This is a genomic window from Sphaerisporangium melleum (assembly GCF_014646695.1).
Classification (GTDB): Bacteria; Actinomycetota; Actinomycetes; order Streptosporangiales; family Streptosporangiaceae; genus Sphaerisporangium; species Sphaerisporangium melleum.
In genome coordinates, this window is sequence record NZ_BMNT01000019.1 from 28306 (window position 1) to 46364 (window position 18059).

The window sequence follows — 18059 nt, forward strand, 5'->3', positions numbered from 1 at the left end:
GAGCCCGCCCGGCCGCGGCGGCCCTGCGGGCCCGCACGGGGAAACGGCGGCGTAACCGTCGCCCACCAGCGTGACACGCAAATGTAATTAAGACCCCCGAAACCGGATTTTTCGGCTACACCATCCCAATACCGGCCTTTCACCAGCAATTGCGTAAGGCATTGATCTCCCCTTTAATCTCCACTGGACGACCATCCGGCACGCGCCACCACGGCGCCCGGCGGGCGGAGGGGAGACAGGGATCGCGTCATGACCGCGCTCATCGAGGTCCGTGACGTGAGCGTCCGCTACCTCTCCACCGGCCACACCGCGCTGGCCGGGACGAGCCTCACCGTCCGCCCCGGTGACCTCACCCTGGTCTGCGGACCGTCCGGCTGCGGCAAGAGCACCCTGCTGCGCCTGCTCAACGGGCTCATCCCGCACGCCTACCGCGCCGAGGTGACCGGCGAGGTGCTCGTCGGCGGCGCGCCGGTGGCCGGACGGAGCATCCGCGACCTGTCCACCGTCGTCGGCACCATGCTGCAGGACCCGCGCAAGCAGATCGTCGGCACCACCGTCGCCGCCGAGATCGCCTTCGGCCCGGAGAACCTCGGCCTGTCCCGCGCCGAGATCCGCGGCCGGATCGCCGAGGTCGCCGGCCGCGTCGGCATCGAGCACCTGCTGGACCGCGCGACCGCCTCCCTCAGCGGCGGCGAACTGCAGATGGTCGCCTTCGCCGGCGTGCTCGTGATGCGCCCCCAGGTGATCGTCGTGGACGAGCCGCTGGCCAACCTCGACCCCGCCGCCGGGCTGCGGCTGATGCGGGAGATCAGGAGGTTCGCCGACGAGGGCGGCGCGGCGGTCGTCGTCGAGCATCGCGTCGAGGAGATCCTGGAGTTCTCCCCCACCGGCGTCCTCTACCTGGAGGAGGGCCGGCCCCGCCACCAGGGCCCGGCCGAGGGGTTCTTGAAGGTCGCGCCGGTCGGGCACGTCAAGCTGCCCTTCTCCACCCTGGTGGCGCGCGCCGCCGAACTGCCCGCCGTGCCCGAGCCGGCCGCGCGCGGGTCCGGCGTCACCGTCCCCCGCCTGGAGTACCACGGGGTGGGGCTCGGCTATGGCGAGCGCACCGTATTGTCCGGCGTCGACCTCTCGCTCGGCCCGTACGAGCGGGTCGCCGTCCTCGGCCGGAACGGCGCGGGCAAGTCCACGCTGCTGCGCGCCGCGGTGTCGCTGGTCGACGCCACCCGCGGCGAGGTCCTGGTGGACGGCGCGCCGGTCGCCGAGCGTTCGGTGCTCAGCCTGGCCACCACCTTCGGCTACGTGTTCCAGAACCCCGGCCAGGCGCTGTTCTGCGCCACCGTCGGCCAGGAGCTGGCGTTCGGCCCGCGCAACCTCGGCTGGAGCGCCGAGAAGATCGCCGAGGAGTCGGGCAGGGCGCTGCGGGCCGTACTGCTGGACGGTGAGGCCCAGATCATGGCCCGGCCGCCGCGCACGCTGTCGTTCGGCCAGCAGCGCCGCCTCACCGTCGCGCTCGCCCTGGCGATGCGCCCGCGCACGCTGATCCTCGACGAGCCCACCGCCGGGCAGGACCTGCGCACCACCACGGAGTTCATGGGCCACGCGCTGGCCGCCGGCCACGTCGAGAGCGTCTACTTCATCACCCACGACGTCGACCTCGCCCTCACCCACGCCGACCGCGTCATCGTCGTGGACGACGGCGGCATCGCCGCCGACGCCACCCCGGCCGAGCTGGCCGGCGACGAGGCGGTGTGGTCGCGGGCGGGCCTGGCCGCCACCAGCCTGGTGCGCGCGGTCCGCGAGCACCTCCCGGACGCGGGATCGATCCCCCACCCCTTCGATCTGGCCCGCCGTGTTGCACTCCTTCCCCCTTCCCCCTCTTCCCCGCAGGAAGGAACCCCCTGATGAGCACCGACGCGACGACTCCGCGCGAGCCCGTCTTATCCCTCTCCTCCCGCACCGTCGTGTACGGCGCGGTCGGCGCCGCGCTCTACGCGGTCCTCGGCCTGTTCAGCTTCCTGATCCCCGGCACGCAGGCCGTTCAGGTGCGCCCCGCCTTCGCCCTGGTCCCCTTCTTCGGCAAGCGCTTCGGCGTGATCGCCGGCCTGTTCACCGGCCTGGTCGGCAACGCCATCATCGACCTGATCTCGGGTTACGGCCTGACGTACTGGAACTGGAGCGTCGCCAACGGCCTGGTCGGCGCGCTCGCGGGCCTGCTGTTCGCCTACCTGCCGCCGATCGCCAACGAGGCGCTGCGGCTGGTCGTCACCGCGCTCGGCGCGCTGCTGGCCACCGCCGTCGGCCTGCTGTTCGTGTTCACCGACATCTGGGTGCAGGGCATCGACGTCACCACGGTCATCTCGATCAACTACCTGCCCGCGCTGATCTCCGACGCCATCGCCGTCGTCATCCTGGTCCCCGCGCTGGACGCCATCTGGGAGCCGCTGTCCAAGCGGACCGGACGGTAACCGGGTGGACGTCACACCGCGCTATCTCGGCGCGGGGTCCTTCCTGAGCCGCCGCGACCCCCGCGTGCTCCTGCTGGTCCCCGTGCTCTACATCGTGGCCGTGGCGGGCGTCGACGACCTGCGCGTCGTGCTCGCCTGCACCGCGGTGGCCCTCGCGTACTACCGCGCCGCGGGCATCCCGTGGCGCGGAGTGCGCGCCAACTGGGCGTTCATGCTGACCCTGACCACGCTTCTGGTCCTGGCCAACAGCATCCTCACCTCCGCCGTCAGCGCCCAGGCCGGCCCGGGCGAGCAGGTGCTGTTCAACGCCCCGATCACGCACTCCCCGGTCACCTGGACCACGCTGTCGTACGCGGCGACCGTCCTGGTGCGCTATGTCTCGCTGGCCCTGGTCAGCTTCCCGGTGGCGTTCAACATCGCGCCCTCCGACCTCGGCGTGGCGTTCGCGCGGCTCGGCCTGTCCCAGCGGCTGGCCTACGGGGTGGACCTGACCTTCCGGTTCCTGCCCTCGACCGCGGCGAGCCTGCGCGAGACCGTGGACGCCCAGCGCATCCGCGGCTACGAGCACAGCCGCAGCCGCAACCCCGTCCGGCGGCTGCTGTCGCTGCGGCCGGTGGTGGTCCCGCTGACGGTGAACGCGCTGATCGACGCGGAGGACACGGTGAACGCCATGGACCTGCGCGGCTTCGGCGGGCGGCACCGCACCTGGATGCGCGACCTGGCCTTCGACCGCACCGACCTGCTGATCCTCGCGGGCTTCTCGGCCGTGGCCGCGGTCATGGTCACCGCCAAGATCCTCGGCCTGACCGGCGAGGTATGGGTTCCGTGATCCACTCGGCGCCGCTGCTGCTCCCCGTCTCCCGCCCGCCGATCCGGGACGGCGCGCTGGCCGTGGCCGACGGCATGGTGGTCGCGGTCGGGCACCGGCGGGAGATCCTCACCGCGTATCCGGACGCGCAGGAGCTGCGCTGGCCGGGCATGATCGTGGCCGGCCTGGTCAACGCGCACACCCATCTGCAGTTCACCGGCATGGCCGCGGTCGGCGCCCGCCGGTACGGCTCGTTCGAGGAGTGGTCGGACACCTTCGACGCGGCCTACCGCGACCGCCCGGCCGCCGACTGGGCCTCTGATGCCCGCGACGGGGCGCTGCTCGCGCTGCGCCACGGCACCACGGCGGTCGCGGACGTGGTGACCGACATCGAGGCGATGCCGGTGGCCCGGCAGGCCGGGCTGACCGGCGTCTCCTACCTGGAAGTGCTCGGCGACACCGACGCCGGCTGGGCCGAGACCGGCCGCGGCCACCTCATCTCGACGCTGCGCGAGCTGAGCGGCGCCCCCGGTGGCGTCATCGGCATCGCCCCGCACGCCCCCTACACCCTGGACACCGGCGTGCTGGCCGACCTCGGCGTCCTGGCCCGCAGGTTCGGGCTGCGCCGGCACATCCACCTGCTGGAGTCGGCGCACGAACGCGAGTACACCATGTCGGGCAGCGGGCCGCTCGCCCGCATGGTCCGGCGGCTCGGCTTCGACTTCGAGATCCTGCGCGCGGGCGGCAGCGGACAGGGCCCGGCCCACTTCCTGGACTCCCTCGGGCTGCTGGGGCCGGACTGCCACATCGCGCACGGCGTCCACCTCGACGCCCGCGACCGCGCCCTGCTGCGCGAGCGCGAGGTGAGCGTGGCGCTGTGCCCGCGTTCCAACCGCACGCTCGGGCAGGGCGGGCCGCCGATCGCGGCGCTGCTGCGGGAGGGGAACCCGATCGCCGTCGGCACCGACTCGCCGGCCTCCAGCCCTTCGCTCGACCTGCTGGAGGACGTACGGGCGCTGCACCGGCTGGCCCGGCGGCAGGGATACCAGAGCCCGGACCTGGCGCGGCGGCTGGTGGAGGCCGCCACGACGGGCGGCGCCCGCGCGCTCGGCATGGCGAACGGCGCGGGCCGCATCGGCGTGCTGGAGCCCGGCGCCCGCTGCGACTTCGCGGTCTTCCCCCTCGACCCCGGCGAGCGCGACCCGTACCGGGCGCTGGTCGAGGACGGGCCGGGAGGATGCGTCGCGACCGTCACCGGCGGCGACCAGGCCGGCCAGGTGCACCTGGCGATCTCGGCACCGGAGCGGCGCCATGGGCACTAGCCTCGCCGCGATCCGCACCAAGGTGCGCGCGGCATCCCCCCGAAGGACCTCACGCAGGCCCAACGCAAGGCGCGGAGACATGGCTTCTCAGAACCGCACTATTCGCTTCAAGCTGTACTCGCTGCTCAGCCTGCCGATCGTCGCCCTGATCGCCATCTGGATCACGATGACCGGGCACCTCGTCGGCGACTTCTTCGACCTGCGCCGCGCCGTCACGCTGTTCGACCAGGTCGCCACCCCGGCCGCCGGGCTGGCCGGGCACCTGCAGCAGGAGCGGCAGCTCACGGCCGTCTACCTGAGCGGCACCGGCCCGGACGGAGGGCGCCTGTCGGCCGCGCGGGCGGAGACCGACCAGGCCGTGAGCCTGTTCCACCAGCGCGCCACCTCCCTGGAGGCGCAGTCGGCGACCGGACCGGAGACCGTGCACAGCGTGGCCGAGCTGGAGCGGCAGCTGCATCGGCTGGGCGAGCTGCGCCAGGAGACCGACGGCCGCATGCTGAGCCGCCTGGCCGCGATCCGCGGGTACACCGAGATCCAGGACACGCTGTACCAGATGTACGACCAGCTGGTCACCGTGCCCGACCTGGCGTTGTACCGCAAGGCCGTCGGCCTGCAGACCGTCGTCCGGTCCCGCGAACTGCTGTCCCAGGAGGAGGCCCTGCTGTCCGGGGCCATCCTGCAGGGCGTGCTGGGCGACGAGGAACGGCGCACGTTCGCCGACATGGTGTCCGGCCGGCGGCTGCTGCTGTCACGCGGCACGGACGCGCTGGACACCGAGCTGCGCCGGCCCTACGACGATCTGGTCGCCTCGGCCGACTACAAGCGGCTCACCACCATGGAGAACCAGGTGATCGCCCAGGGCCGCGCCCCCGAGCAGGCCGCGGCCTGGCCGCCGCTCGCCGCCACCCTGGGGTCACGGCTGGACCAGGTCGCCACCGGCCGCGCCGCGCTGCTCAACGACCGCACCGACGCCACCGCCTCGGGCATCATCGCGCAGATCGTGGCCTCGGCCGGGCTCGGCCTGGTCGCCATCCTGATGGCCGTCGTGCTCTCGGCCCGGTTCGGGCGCGGGCTCGCCCAGGAGCTGGCGGACCTGCGCAGCGCGGCCATCGACCTCGCCGACGTGCGGCTGCCCCGGGTCGTGGCCAAGCTGCGCGTCGGCAAGCCGGTGGACGTCGAGAGCGAGGCGCCGCCGATCCTGGTCACCGGCACCACCATGGAGGTGCAGGACGTCGCCCACGCGTTCTCGACCGTACGCCGCACCGCCGTCGAGGCCGCGGTGGGGCAGGCCGAGCTGCGCAACGGCGTCAGCCTGGTCTTCCGCAACCTGGCCCGGCGCAACCAGTCGCTGCTGCACCGCCAGCTCACCCAGCTCGACGCGATGCAGCGCAAGACCAGCGCGCCCGACTCCCTGGCCGACCTGTTCCGGCTGGACCACCTGACCACCCGGATGCGCCGCCAGGCCGAAGGCCTGATCATCCTGTCCGGCGCGCCGGCCGGCCGGGCCTGGCGCAAGCCGGTGCCGATGCACGACGTCGTGCGCGGCTCGGTGGCCGAGGTGGAGGACTACACGCGGGTGACCGTGCTCCCCATGTCGGACGCCTCGCTGGTCGGCACGGCGGTCGCCGACGTCATCCACATGCTGGCCGAGCTGATCGAGAACGCGACGGTGTTCTCGCCGCCCAGCACCCGGGTGAACATCCGGGGCGAGCTGGTCGGCCGGGGCTTCGCCGTCGAGGTGGAGGACCGCGGCCTCGGCATGGGCGACACGGACCGGGCCGAGATCAACCGGCGGCTGGCCAACCCGCCGGAGTTCGACCTGGCCGACAGCGACCGGCTCGGCCTGTTCGTGGTGAGCCAGCTCGCCGAGCGGCACAACATACGGGTCACGCTGCGCCGCTCGCCGTACGGCGGGACCACGGCCGTGGTGCTGCTCCCGCACGAGCTGATCATCACCGCTGTGGACGACGACCTGCCGCCCGACCCCGACCACGAGTTCACCCCCCGCCCGGCCACCGCCCCCGAGCCCGGCGGCAACCTCGTCTGACCGCGTCCTTCAGGCTCCCCGTCGCGCGGCCGTCCTGTAGCGGCGCGGTCTTCAGGACGGGCGCGGGGCGCCGAGCCCGCCGTCTTCGGCGAGGAGGGCCGCGAGCTGGTGCAGGTCGTCGACGACGGCGTCCGCGGCCCCGGCCTCGGGGCGGTCGGCGTGCAGGTGCCCCCAGGGGCCGCGGCGCAGCAGCGCGGTGCGCAGACCGGCCGCGCGGGCCGGGAGCACGTCGTTGTCCAGCCGGTCGCCGACGTAGAGGATCTCGCCGGGCTCGCGACCGGCCACCGCGACGACCTTGGCGAAGAAGTCCGGATGCGGCTTGCTCACCCCCCAGGCGGCGGAGGTGTGGACCGCGTCCACCGGCAGGTCCATGGCGACGAGCGCGTCGTACGCCTGGGGCGGCTGGTTGCCCGCGATGATCACCTGCAGGCCCGCCGCGCGGAGCGCCGCGAGGCCGGGCCGCACGTCCGGGTACAGGTCGTCGGCGTCGAAGTTCTCCCGCAGGCCGGTGGGGTCCTCCCGTCGCCAGGCCTCGATCTCGGCGTCGGGGTCGAGTCCGGGACGGACGATCTGGAACGCCTCGGGGAAGGACCGGTCGAGGGCGGCCATCCCGCCGAGCACCCCGAGCATGGTGAACCGCGAGATCCCGAGCCGGTCGGCCCACCTCGACCAGATGCGGGTCTCGTCGATCAGCGTCTCCCCGACATCGAACACCACGCTGCGAACCACGACACTCCTCCCGTACGCCACGACCCGACCCTACTTTCCCCATGAGGCGGGCGGTCCGCCGGGGAACGCGCCCGCGGGCCGGCGGGTCGTACCAGAAGAAGTGGACATGGGTGCGGCGTGGCGCCCCGAGGAGATCGCCACGCCGCACACCGGCCGCCGCCGGCGCCCTCAAGCCGGCGACGCCGGGCTCATCCGGACTGGCAGGAGACGCTCGGCCAGGTCCAGTTGCCGTTGTGCTGGATCGTCACGCCCCAGTTGTTGCCGCTGCCGTTCGGCCGGGCGACCAGTTGCTGGGAACTGGGATAACTGGCGCTGATGTTCCAGGTGTTGATGATCCTCGCCGGTGACGGCACGTTCATCGTGACCGTCCAGTTGCTCGAACCGGACACCGACACGTTGAGGTTGTAGCGGTCGCCCCACTGCTGTCCGGCCGAAAGGGTGGCGGTGCAGGAGCCGCCGGGCGGCGGACTACTGGGCGGCGGGCTGCTGGGCGGGTCGGACGGGGTGCCTCCGCCGTCGGGCGCGACGGCGCGGCCGGTGGAGGGCGAGATCATTCCGGCGCACAGGTTGCGGCTGCGCAGGTTGGCGGCGATCTGCGGGATCGCCTGGACCGTGGTGGCGTACTGGTCGTGCATCAAGATGACCTGGCCGTTCTGCAGCCGGCCCGCGGCCTGCACGATCGCCGAGGTGCTGGCGCCGTTCCAGTCCTGGGAGTCCACGTCCCAGATGATCTCGGTGAGGCCGAGCTGCTGCTCGACCGACCTCAGTGTGCCGTTGGTCTCCCCATAGGGCGGGCGGAACAGCCGCGGCGCGGTCCCGGTGGCCTGCTGGATGGCCTGCTGGGTGCGCTGCAGCTCCGACTGCATCTGCGAGCTGCTCATCTGGGTCAGGTGGGGGTGGGTGTAGCTGTGGTTGCCGATCCACATGCCGGCGTCCCGCTGAGCCCGCACCAGCGCCTGATTGTTCTGCGCGTTCTGCCCGATGTTGAAGAACGTCGCCCGCAGGCCGTTGGACTTCAGGGCGTTCAGCAGGTTGTTGGTGTTGCTCGGGTTGGGCCCGTCGTCGTAGGTCAGCCCGACGTAGCCGGCGCTGCAGTCCGCTGCGCTTGCCGAGGTGGGCAGGTTCACGGCCAGCCCGGCTCCGAGAATGCCGACGATGCCGGCGACGAGTGCTTTGCGGACGCCGGAGAGGCGTCTGCGGGTCCCGGTGTCCGGGACGGCGCTGTCGACCACGTCTGTTCCTCCAGTGGAACGCTGATCGTCGCGGGTGGGGATGGTGCGGGCGGCCGGCCTGCGCGCAATTCTGGGAACTGCCCTGAAATATGTCAATGCCATGCAGAAACGTTTCAGCTCAATGAACCGGTTAATCCACGAGTGAGCAGGTCGGATGCCGATGAAACTTTCGAGTCCCTGCCAGGATGCGGTCGGTAGCGCGGCGGTGGGTACGCCTCCAGAGATGCGCCGCCGGCCGCCCGGGTGGCCGCCCGCGCCAGAAACGGACCCGCCGGAGGTCAGGCGGTGAGCCGCTCCAGGGCCTTCCTGACGCGCTTGTCGGAGACGGGGTACGGCGTGCCGAGGGTCTGGGCGAAGTAGCTCACCCGCAGTTCCTCCAGCATCCAGCGGATGTCGATGACCGCCTGCTCGGACCGCCGCGCCGGGGGCAGCCCGTCCACGGCGTCCTCGTACGCCACGCGCACCTCGTCGAGTTTCAGCATCAGCTCGCGGTCGCGGTAGGGGTCGTCGGGAAGCTTCTCCAGCCGCCGCTCCACCGCGCGCAGATAACGCTGCAGGTCGGGCAGCCGCCGGAGACCGGTGGCCGTGACGAAGCCGGGGAACACCAGCGACGACAGGTGCTCGTCGATCTCCTCGATGACGTCCTGCGGGTCCTTCATCGCGCCGAGCACGGCGCGGGCCTTCTGCCAGACCACCAGGACGCGCTCGACCCTGGCCACGACCTCCGCCGTGGTGTCGTGCAACTCGGCGCGCACATGGTCGTGAACGCGGGTGAACGCCGCGGCGTCCCACGCCGGGCCGCCCGCCTCGGCGATGAGCGCGTCGGCCGCGCAGGTCACGCAGTCCTCGAACAGGTCGGCGGCGTCGCGGTGCGGGCTGTGGCTCAGCGCGAGCTTCTGCTGGGTGCTCAGCCCGCGCAGGATGGCCTTGGCCGGGGAGTTGACGTTCAGCAGCACCAGCCGCCGCATGCCCGCCCACATCGACGCGCGCTGCTCGGCCTCGGTCTCGAAGACGCGGATGGCGACGCTGCTCCCCTGGTCGACCAGCGCCGGATACCCCTTGACCCGGCCGTGCTCGAACACCTTGGGCAGCTCGCCGAACGTCCACGCGCGCAGGCCGGTGCGTTCGATGCTCTCCCCGGCCCGCGACAGCGTCTCGCGCAGCCGCGGCGCGAGCCGGCGCTTGAGCGCGTCGAGGTCCTTGTCCTCGGCCACCGCGCGCTTGCGCTCGTCCACGACGCGGTAGGTGACGCGCAGATGGTCGGGCAGCCGCTGCGGATCGAACGCCTCGGCCGGCACCCGCACGCCGGTGAGCGCGAACAGCTCGCGGGCCACGGCCTCCACCAGCGGCTCGCTGCCGGGCGTCACCCGTTCGAGCACGGCCTTGGCGTAGTTCGGGGCCGGGACGAAGTTGCGGCGCACCACCTTGGGCAGCGAGCGGATCAGCTCGGTGACGAGCTCCTCGCGCAGGCCCGGGATCTGCCAGTCGAACCCGTCGTCCTCGACCTGGTTGAGCACCTGCAACGGGATGTGCACGGTCACGCCGTCGGCGTCCGCGCCCGGCTCGAACTGGTAGCTCAGCCGCATCCGCCGGCCGTCCTGCCGCCAGACGTCGGGGTAGGCCTGCTGCAGGTCGGCGGCGTCGGCGTTCTGGTTGATCAGCATGTCGGCGGAGAACGTGAGCAGCTGCGGCTCGTCCTGCCGCTTGCGCTTCCACCAGCTGTCGAAGTGGGCGCCCGACACCACCGACTCGGGCACCCGCTTGTCGTAGAAGTCGAACAGCGTCTCGTCGTCCACCATGATGTCGCGGCGGCGGGCGCGGTTCTCCAGCTCCTCGACCTCCGACAGCAGCCGGCGGTTGTCCTGCAGGAAGCGGTGATGGGACTCCCAGTCGCCCTCCACCAGGGCGTGCCGGATGAACAGCTCCCGCGACAGCTCGGGGTCCACCCTGGCGTAGTTCACCTTGCGGTCCACCACGACCGGCACCCCGTACAGGGTGACCTTCTCGTAGGCCATGACCGCGGCCTGGTTCTTCTCCCAGTGCGGCTCGCTGTAGGTGCGCTTGACCAGGTGCCGGGCCAGCGGCTCGATCCACTCGGGCTCGATCTTGGCGACCACCCGCGCCCACAGCCGGGAGGTCTCCACCAGCTCGCCGGCCATCACCCATCGGGGGTTCTTCCGGGCCAGCGCCGACCCCGGGAAGATGGCGAACCGGGCGCCCCGCGCGCCGATGTACTCGCGGGCCGGGCGGCGGCGCGGGGCGGCGTCGCCCCGGTCGGACTTCTCCACGACGTCCAGCACGCCGATGTGGGACAGCATGCCGGCCAGCAACGAGACGTGGACGAGGTAAGGGTCGGCCCGGTCGGCGCGGTCCTCGTCCAGGGTGATCCCGAGCCCTCTGGCGACCTGCCTGAGCTGGCTGAAGATGTCCTGCCACTCGCGTACCCGCAGGTAGTTGAGGAAGTCGGCCTTGCACATGCGGCGGAACTGGCCGGAGGACAGCTCACGCTGCTGCTCGCGCAGGTGGTCCCAGAGGTTGAGGTAGCTCAGGAAGTCCGACTCCTTGTCGGCGAACCGCGCGTGCTTCTGGTCGGCCTGCGCCTGCTTGTCGGCGGGGCGCTCGCGCGGGTCCTGGATGGACATCGCGGCCGCGATCACCATGACCTCGGTGGCGCAGCCGTTGCCGTCGGCGGCGAGCACCATGCGGGCGAGCCGGGGGTCGATCGGGAGCTGGGCGAGCTTGGAACCGATCGGCGTGAGCTTGCGCTGCTCGTCGAACGCGCCGAGCTCCTGCAGCAGGTTCACGCCGTCCTTGACCTGCCGCTGGTCCGGCGGCTCGACGAACGGGAACGCCGAGATGTCGCCGAGACCCAGCGTGGTCATCTGCAGGATGACCGAGGCGAGGTTGGTACGCAGGATCTCGGGGTCGGTGAACTCGGGCCGGCCGAGAAAGTCCTCCTCGGAGTACAGCCGGATGCACACGCCGTCGGAGGTGCGGCCGCAGCGGCCCTTGCGCTGGTTGGCCGACGCCTGGGAGATCGGCTCGATCGGCAGGCGCTGGACCTTCAGCCGATGGCTGTAGCGAGAGATGCGGGCGAAGCCGGGGTCCACGACGTACTTGATGCCGGGAACGGTCAGCGAGGTCTCGGCGACGTTGGTGGCAAGGACGATGCGGCGCCCCCGATGCTGCTGGAACACCCGGTGCTGCTCGCCGGCCGACAACCGCGCGTAAAGCGGGAGCACCTCCTCCGGCCGGCCCTTGAGCGCCTCGGCGGTGTCCCTGATCTCGCGCTCGCCGCTGAGGAACACCAGGATGTCCCCCGGCCCCTCCTGGCACAGCTCGTCCACCGCGTCGACGATCGCCTGCGCCTGGTCCTCCTGCTCGTCCTGGATCGGGCGGTAGCGCACCTCCACCGGGTAGGTGCGGCCGGACACCTCGACGATCGGCGCGTCCCCGAAGTGGCGGGAGAACCGCTCAGGGTCGATGGTCGCCGAGGTGATGATCACCTTGAGGTCGGGCCGCTTGGGCAGGAGCTGCTTGAGGTAGCCGAGGATGAAGTCGATGTTGAGGCTGCGCTCGTGCGCCTCGTCGATGATCAGGGTGTCGTACCGCGACAGCAGCCGGTCGCGCTGCATCTCGGCGAGCAGGATGCCGTCGGTCATCAGCTTGACGAGGGTGTCGTCGCCGGAGTGGTCGGTGAAGCGCACCTTGTAGCCGACGGCGCCGCCCATCGGGACCGACAGCTCTTCGGCGATGCGCTCGGCGACCGTGCGGGCGGCGATGCGGCGCGGCTGGGTATGCCCGATCTGCCCCTTGACGCCCCGGCCGAGCTCCAGGCAGATCTTGGGGATCTGGGTGGTCTTGCCGGAGCCCGTCTCGCCCGCCACGATGACCACCTGGTGGTCGCGCAGCGCGGCGAGGATGTCGTCCCTGCGCGCGCTGACCGGCAGGTTCTCCGGATAGGTGATCTCGGGCATCAGCGCCCGCCGGGCGGCGACCCGCGCCTCGGCGGCGTCGATCTCGGTGGCCACCTGGTCGGCGATCGACCGCAGGGCCTTGCCGTCGCGCACGCGTCGCGCGCCGTCGATGCGGCGGCGCAACCGCAGCTCGTCACGCAGCATGAGCGCGGGCAGGCGGTCCCGCAGATCGGTCAGGGGCGATTTCAACGAAGACGTTCCCATGGTCGCTTTCTCGGCCGTCTCGTCGAACGACCGCCACCGGCAAGGATAAGCAACCTTCCGGGGCTCTCCGCCAATGGTTTACCGCCTCCCGGCCGCCGAAGGCGCGGCACCCGGCCTGGCCTGCGGCGATGCCCCCGGGCGGCGCGCCGCGCTCCCGGGACTCCCCCACCGGGGCCGGCCGGGGGGCACGGCCGGCGCTCGCGGGCCCGGCGGCGGACGGGCGCCGGCCGGCAGGGGCCGGCCGGCGCTCAGTGCGCGCGCAACAGCTCGCCCGGCGAGTCGTGGGTGTACTTGAGCGACTTCTCCAGGCACACGATCGCCCCCTGCCGGGGCCTGGAGATGAAGCGCACGTCGTCGGCGAGCGCGCGCATGATCTGCAGCCCGCGCCCGTGCTCGGCCATCGGGCCGCGCGTGCCGACCTCGTCCGGGTCGAACCCCTGCCCGGCGTCCATCACGGTTATCACGAATTTCTCGGCGACGAGCTGGGCGCTCACCGTGTAGTCGTCACCCTCCGTGGCGTGCTTGATGACATTGGAGCACGCCTCGGTCAGCATCAGCAGGATGTCCTCCTTGATCTGCTGCTCGACACCCAGGATCGAAAGCTCCGCCCCAAGGATCTGCCGGGTGACGGACACGCTCGCCGCATCGCGTGGCAAACGCAATGCAATGGTCACCTCCACACTTCCTCCTTCCGGCCCACTTCCGTAAAGTGCCCCCCTGGACCGGGGCAAACACGAAAGTGACCGAGGCCATGCGATCTCCCTGACGTCCGGATGCGGACGGCACCGGCGTGCGGCACGTCAGGCCCGGGCGGAGGCGGTGCCGACCGCGGCCCCCGCGGTCTCCGCGGCGAGCGCGGCGCCGATGATGCCGGCCTCGTTGAGCAGCCGCGCCGGCACGACCGGCGTGCCGGGCAGATCGATGTGGTGCAGGAACTTGTCGGCCTTCTTACTCACCCCGCCGCCGATGACGATCAGTGACGGCGACAGCAGCGCCCGCATGTGCTCGAGGTACTTCTGCACGCGCTTCGCCCACTCCTCCCAGCCGAGGTCGTGCTTCTCACGGGCGTGGTCGGAGGCACGGTGCTCGGCCTCGTGCCCGTCGATCTCGATGTGCCCGAACTCCGTGTTGGGCACCAGCACGCCGTCCATGATGAGCGCGCTGCCGATGCCGGTGCCGAAGGTGAGCACGAGCACCAGGCCCCGGCGTCCGAGGCCGGCGCCGAACCTGGCCTCGGCGACGCCCGCCGCGTCGGCGTCGTTCAGCACGGCGACCGGCAGCCCGGTGGCCCGGGAGAACAGCCCCCGCGCGTCCAGGCCGATCCACCCGCGGTCCACGTTGGCGGCGGTGCGGGTCTGTCCCTCCACCACCACGCCGGGGAAGGTCACCCCGACCGGACCGGTCCAGGCGAAGTGCTCGGCGATCTGCCGTACCACCTCAGCGACGGCATCCGGGGCGGACGGGACCGGTGTCGGGATGCGCAGGCGCTCCTGCGTCAGAGCCCCGGCCACCGTGTCGACCGGAGCGCCCTTGATGCCCGATCCGCCGATGTCGATTCCCAGAACGTTCATTTCCACTCCTCGTCGAGCCCGTCCCGCATTGATTACCGCTATCGTCGGCATGATGCCGTACTCGCTGAGATCACCGCTGACCTTGCTGCTGTCCGCCACGCTCGCCGTGACCGCGCTCCCCGCCGGAACCGCCGCGGCGGCCGGCACCGCGGGAGCGGGCACCGTCCGGGCCGCCGCGCCGCCACGCGTGCCGGCCGGCACGACCGCGGGGTACATGGTGGTCGACCGGGTGACGGGCCGCACGGCACTCGCGCACAACGCACGCGGCCGCTTCCGTTCGGCCTCCCTGGTGAAGATCCTCATCGCGCTGGACTACCTGGAGTCGCGCACGCCGGGCAAGGCCGTCCCCGCCGCCGACGGCGAGTCGCTCAAGCGCATGCTGCGGTCGAGTGACGACGCCGCCGCGTCGGCCTTCTGGCGGCGCGGCGGGCAACGGGCCATCATCGACCGCATGGTGCGCCGCGTCGGCCTGCGCGACACCGACCCGCCGCCCCCGTCCCGGCCGGGTTTCTGGGGCTACACCGCGCTCAGCGCCGCCGACATGGTGCGCACCTACCGCTATCTGCTCGACCGCGCCGATCCCAAGATCCGCGACCTCATCCTCGGCCACCTGCGGCGCTCCACGCGGTGCGCGAGCGACGACTTCGACCAGTCCTTCGGCATCCCGAGCGCGGTGCCGAAGCCGTGGGCGGTCAAGCAGGGCTGGTCCGGGTACGGCACCGTCCCGGCCGTGCCCTGCTCCGGTGGCCGGTCCGCCGGTTCCGCCGCCGCGCAGGCCGCCACTCCTTCGCCCGCCACCGCCCCGCAGGTCACCGCTCCCGCGCACGCCCCTGTACAGGGCGCCACTCCGGCGCAGGCCGCCGCCACGCAGGCCGCCGCTCCCGGTCAGGCGAACGCCGGGCCGGCCACCGGGCCGGTCTCCACCCGGCCGCCGGTGAACCTCGCGCGCCCGGTGCTGCACACCACCGGCCTGGTGGGCAAGGGCGACCGCCTGATCGTCGTGGTGCTGACCCTGCAACCGGCCGGCGCCTCCTACGCCGCCTCGGCCGCCCGTCTCACCGCCCTCACCAAGCAGGTCTACCGCGCCGGCCTGGCCCGGACCCACTCCTCCTGAGAACCCCGGCGCCGGTCGCCCCGGCCGCCGGACGTCCTGTCCCTGGCCGGCTCCCGGTCGCGCCCGGCTGATACCGCCGCGGGGAGCCCGCGTCGGGCCATCGTGGTTCAGGTCCGTGGCGGCCGGCGGTCGGTGGGGGAGATGGCGTCGAAGGGGGCGGTGTTCTCGCCGAAGCGCCAGCGGGTGGAGGTGTCCAGCGGGTCGAGGCGGCCGTGCCGGGGGTCGTCCCGGCCCACGACGAACGGGTCGGCCAGGTAGGCGGCCGCGGCCGGCGAGGAGGAGTCGGTCGGGTAGGTCATCGGCTGCCTGGCGGGCGCCTGATCGGAGTACGCCCGGTCGCCGGAGGAGGCCGGATAGGCGTCGAAGCGGGCCGCGGCGGACGTCACGTACGTGTCGGAACGGGACGACCGCGTCAGGTACGCCTCCGGCCCGGTGGACGACGCCGGGTAGGCCTCCGGCCGGGAAGACGGCGCGGCGTACGGGTCCGGCCGCGAAGAAGACGCCGGGTACCCGTCCGATCGTGAGGAAGCCGGGTACCCGTCCGACCGCGAGGACGGCGCCGGGTACGCCTCCGGCCGGGAAGATGACGGGGTGTAGGTGTCCGGCCGCGAGGACGGCGTCGCGTAGGGGTCGGTGCTGGAAGAGGCCGCGTAGGCGTCCGGCCGGGCCGAGGAGGACGTCAGGTAGGTGTCCGGCCGCGCGGAAGCCGTCGAATACCCCTCAGAGCGGGACGACGGCGTCAGGTAGGCCTCCGCACGGGAGGACGGAGCCGGATACGCGTCCGGCCGCGACGAGGAGGCGGCGTACGTATCGGGCCGCGAGGAGGACGCGGCATAGGTGTCCGGGCGCGAGGAGGACGCGGCGTAGGCGTCCGGACGCGAGGACGGCGCAGGGTAGGCGTCGGACCGGGGGGACGGCGTCGCGTAGGTCTCCGGCCTGGACGAGGAGGTCAGGTAGGCGTCCTGGCGGGTGAGGGCCGGGTAGGGCTGCGGGGCGGCGGACGGGACGTCCGGGGTGGAGGACAGGGCGATGGGGCGGACCGTGTGGTGGGCGTTGCCGACCGAGAACAGGAACCCGTGCATGCCGTCGATGAGCCGCTGCACGTCCTCGCGAGGCCGGACGGCGAGGCGCAGGAAACCGCCACCGATGCCGAGGTCGTCGCCGCAGTCGCGGACCGCGATGCCGTGCGCCGACAGCAGGTGCTCGCTCAGCGCGCGACCGTCCTTGCCTTCGGGCAGCCGTACCAGCAGGAAGTCCGCCTGCGAGGGGTACACCGTGACCCCCGGCAGCGCCGACAGGCGCTGGGACATCGACTCGCGGTCGGCGGCCAGCGTGCGCAGGCTCTCCCGCTGGTCGCGCAGGTGCTCCCTGATCATGAAGACCAGTGACTCGGCGAAGGAGTTGAGGTTGCCGGGCGGCAGCGCCCTGCGTACCTTCCCGGCGAGCGCAGGCCCGGCGACCAGGTAGCCGAGCCGGGCCCCGGGGAGGCCGAAGGGCCGGTCCAGGCTGCGCAGCACGATGACGTTCGGCCTGATCGCGGCCTCGTCGGCGACGCTCGGCGCGGCCTCGGCGTCCACGTGGTCGCCGCAGGACTCGTCCACGACCACCAGGTCCAGGTCGCCCAGGGCGTCGAGGAACTCCAGAACGCGGGCCCGGGGGAGGTAACCGCCGTCGGGGTCGCCCGGGTTGCACAGCACGGCCACCCGGGAGCCGCGCCGGCGGATGAAGCGGACATAGGCCTCCACGTCCAGCGCGAAGCCGCGGTCCTCCTGCAGCGGGAACATGTCCAGGCGCCTGCCGGTCCCCATCGGCTCGCGGGTCCATCGGCCGGGGCCGGGGATGGGGACGGCGAGGCTCTCCTGGACGAGCAGATGGTCGATCCAGGTGACCAGCTCGTCGACCCCGTTGCCGGGGACGACCGTCTGCGGCTTGTGCCCGAGCGCCGCGCACAGCTCTGCCGTGACGGCGGCGGGGTCGCCCGGCGGGCGGCGCAGGACGGCGACGGCGTCCCGGGCGAGCAGTTCCGACAGCTCGGCGGTGGGGAAGTACGGGTTGCCGGGGAAACGGAAGTCGACCGGGGCGCCGTGGTGCCCCCCGGCTCCCCGCTGGTGGGCGAGGGAAGGCAGGCCGTTCGCCTCGCCGCGCAGCGGGCTGAGATCGGTGGAACCGGCCAAGGGGTCTCCTCATGACTGTGGTGATCGCGCCGCGCGCTCGGGCGTCCCCGGGGCGCGACACCAGGAGGTACGCGTCCCGGTCGTCGCGGGTTCATCCCGTTCGACGGCGCCGGACACCATCCGGTTTCACCGATCTTGACCGATCCGGAGCCGGCTCGAGGCCGTCCCGGCGACGCCCGGCCGTCCACCAGGCACCTTTCACTGGACGCCCGAGTCTCCCGGCAGGCGCCCGGATCTCATCCCGGCCGGCGGAATCGGCCGGACGGCTTCGATTCCCCGGCCGGCGGGGTCGTCGAGCGGCCGGTCTTCGTCCCGTTCGCCGGGGAAGACGGGGCAGGCGTCCCCGCGGCCCATGGCGATCACCACGGCACTACGCCCGGCGGATGCCGAGGCCGGCCTGGAAGTCCGTCCGGTCC

At 72.5% G+C, this 18059-nt stretch carries 12 protein-coding genes; 6 read left to right on the forward strand and 6 right to left on the reverse strand.

Going from position 1 to position 18059, the window contains the following annotated elements; all coding sequences use genetic code 11:
* The first annotated feature begins 249 nt into the window (after positions 1-249).
* The 5 genes from IEY93_RS17830 to IEY93_RS17850 all read left to right on the forward strand — a co-directional run bounded on the left by IEY93_RS17830 (position 250) and on the right by IEY93_RS17850 (position 6642).
* Positions 250-1902, forward strand: coding sequence for an ABC transporter ATP-binding protein (locus tag IEY93_RS17830; protein WP_189164212.1), 1653 nt, complete (start codon positions 250-252; stop codon positions 1900-1902).
* Entirely contained in the window at positions 1902-2465 is a 564-nt protein-coding gene (locus tag IEY93_RS17835) for an ECF transporter S component (RefSeq protein ID WP_189164213.1), read from the forward strand. The genes IEY93_RS17830 and IEY93_RS17835 overlap by 1 nt, the downstream gene beginning before the upstream one ends.
* Before the next feature lie 4 nt (positions 2466-2469).
* Positions 2470-3294 carry an energy-coupling factor transporter transmembrane component T family protein gene (locus IEY93_RS17840; RefSeq protein ID WP_189164214.1) on the forward strand — a complete coding sequence of 275 codons (825 nt, stop codon included), beginning with the start codon at positions 2470-2472 and terminating at the stop codon, positions 3292-3294.
* Positions 3291-4595 carry an amidohydrolase family protein gene (locus tag IEY93_RS17845; protein ID WP_189164215.1) on the forward strand — a complete coding sequence of 435 codons (1305 nt, stop codon included), beginning with the start codon at positions 3291-3293 and terminating at the stop codon, positions 4593-4595. Before IEY93_RS17840 ends, IEY93_RS17845 begins: the two co-directional genes overlap by 4 nt.
* Before the next feature lie 79 nt (positions 4596-4674).
* Positions 4675-6642: a sensor histidine kinase gene (locus tag IEY93_RS17850; protein ID WP_189164216.1), complete on the forward strand. Its 1968-nt coding sequence runs from the start codon at positions 4675-4677 to the stop codon at positions 6640-6642.
* 51 nt (positions 6643-6693) lie between these two features.
* On the opposite strand, the gene IEY93_RS17855 is transcribed toward IEY93_RS17850, so the two are convergent.
* The 5 genes from IEY93_RS17855 to ppgK form a co-directional block, all read right to left on the reverse strand.
* A complete protein-coding gene (locus tag IEY93_RS17855; protein WP_189164217.1) occupies positions 6694-7371 on the reverse strand; it encodes an HAD family hydrolase in 678 nt (225 codons plus the stop codon).
* Positions 7372-7559: 188 nt separating this feature from the next.
* Positions 7560-8603, reverse strand: a complete 1044-nt coding sequence (locus IEY93_RS17860; RefSeq protein ID WP_229691235.1) for a polysaccharide deacetylase family protein — start codon at positions 8601-8603, stop codon at positions 7560-7562.
* 278 nt (positions 8604-8881) lie between these two features.
* Positions 8882-12784, reverse strand: a complete 3903-nt coding sequence (gene hrpA / locus IEY93_RS17865) for an ATP-dependent RNA helicase HrpA (RefSeq protein ID WP_189164219.1) — start codon at positions 12782-12784, stop codon at positions 8882-8884.
* 248 nt (positions 12785-13032) lie between these two features.
* The gene (locus IEY93_RS17870; protein WP_189164220.1) at positions 13033-13464 is read right to left on the reverse strand and encodes an ATP-binding protein; all 432 of its coding nucleotides are present in this window, start codon (positions 13462-13464) and stop codon (positions 13033-13035) included.
* A gap of 120 nt (positions 13465-13584) precedes the next feature.
* Complete coding sequence (gene ppgK / locus IEY93_RS17875) at positions 13585-14355, reverse strand: polyphosphate--glucose phosphotransferase (RefSeq protein ID WP_189164221.1); 771 nt, start codon at positions 14353-14355, stop codon at positions 13585-13587.
* A gap of 52 nt (positions 14356-14407) precedes the next feature.
* Here ppgK and IEY93_RS17880 point away from each other — a divergent pair, with 52 nt between their 5' ends.
* Positions 14408-15469, forward strand: a complete 1062-nt coding sequence (locus IEY93_RS17880) for a serine hydrolase (protein WP_189164222.1) — start codon at positions 14408-14410, stop codon at positions 15467-15469.
* A 107-nt stretch (positions 15470-15576) separates the two neighbouring features.
* On the opposite strand, the gene IEY93_RS17885 is transcribed toward IEY93_RS17880, so the two are convergent.
* Positions 15577-17643 (reverse strand): aminotransferase class I/II-fold pyridoxal phosphate-dependent enzyme, encoded by a 2067-nt coding sequence (locus IEY93_RS17885; protein ID WP_189164223.1) that lies wholly within the window; start codon positions 17641-17643, stop codon positions 15577-15579.
* Between the last annotated feature and the right edge of the window lie 416 nt (positions 17644-18059).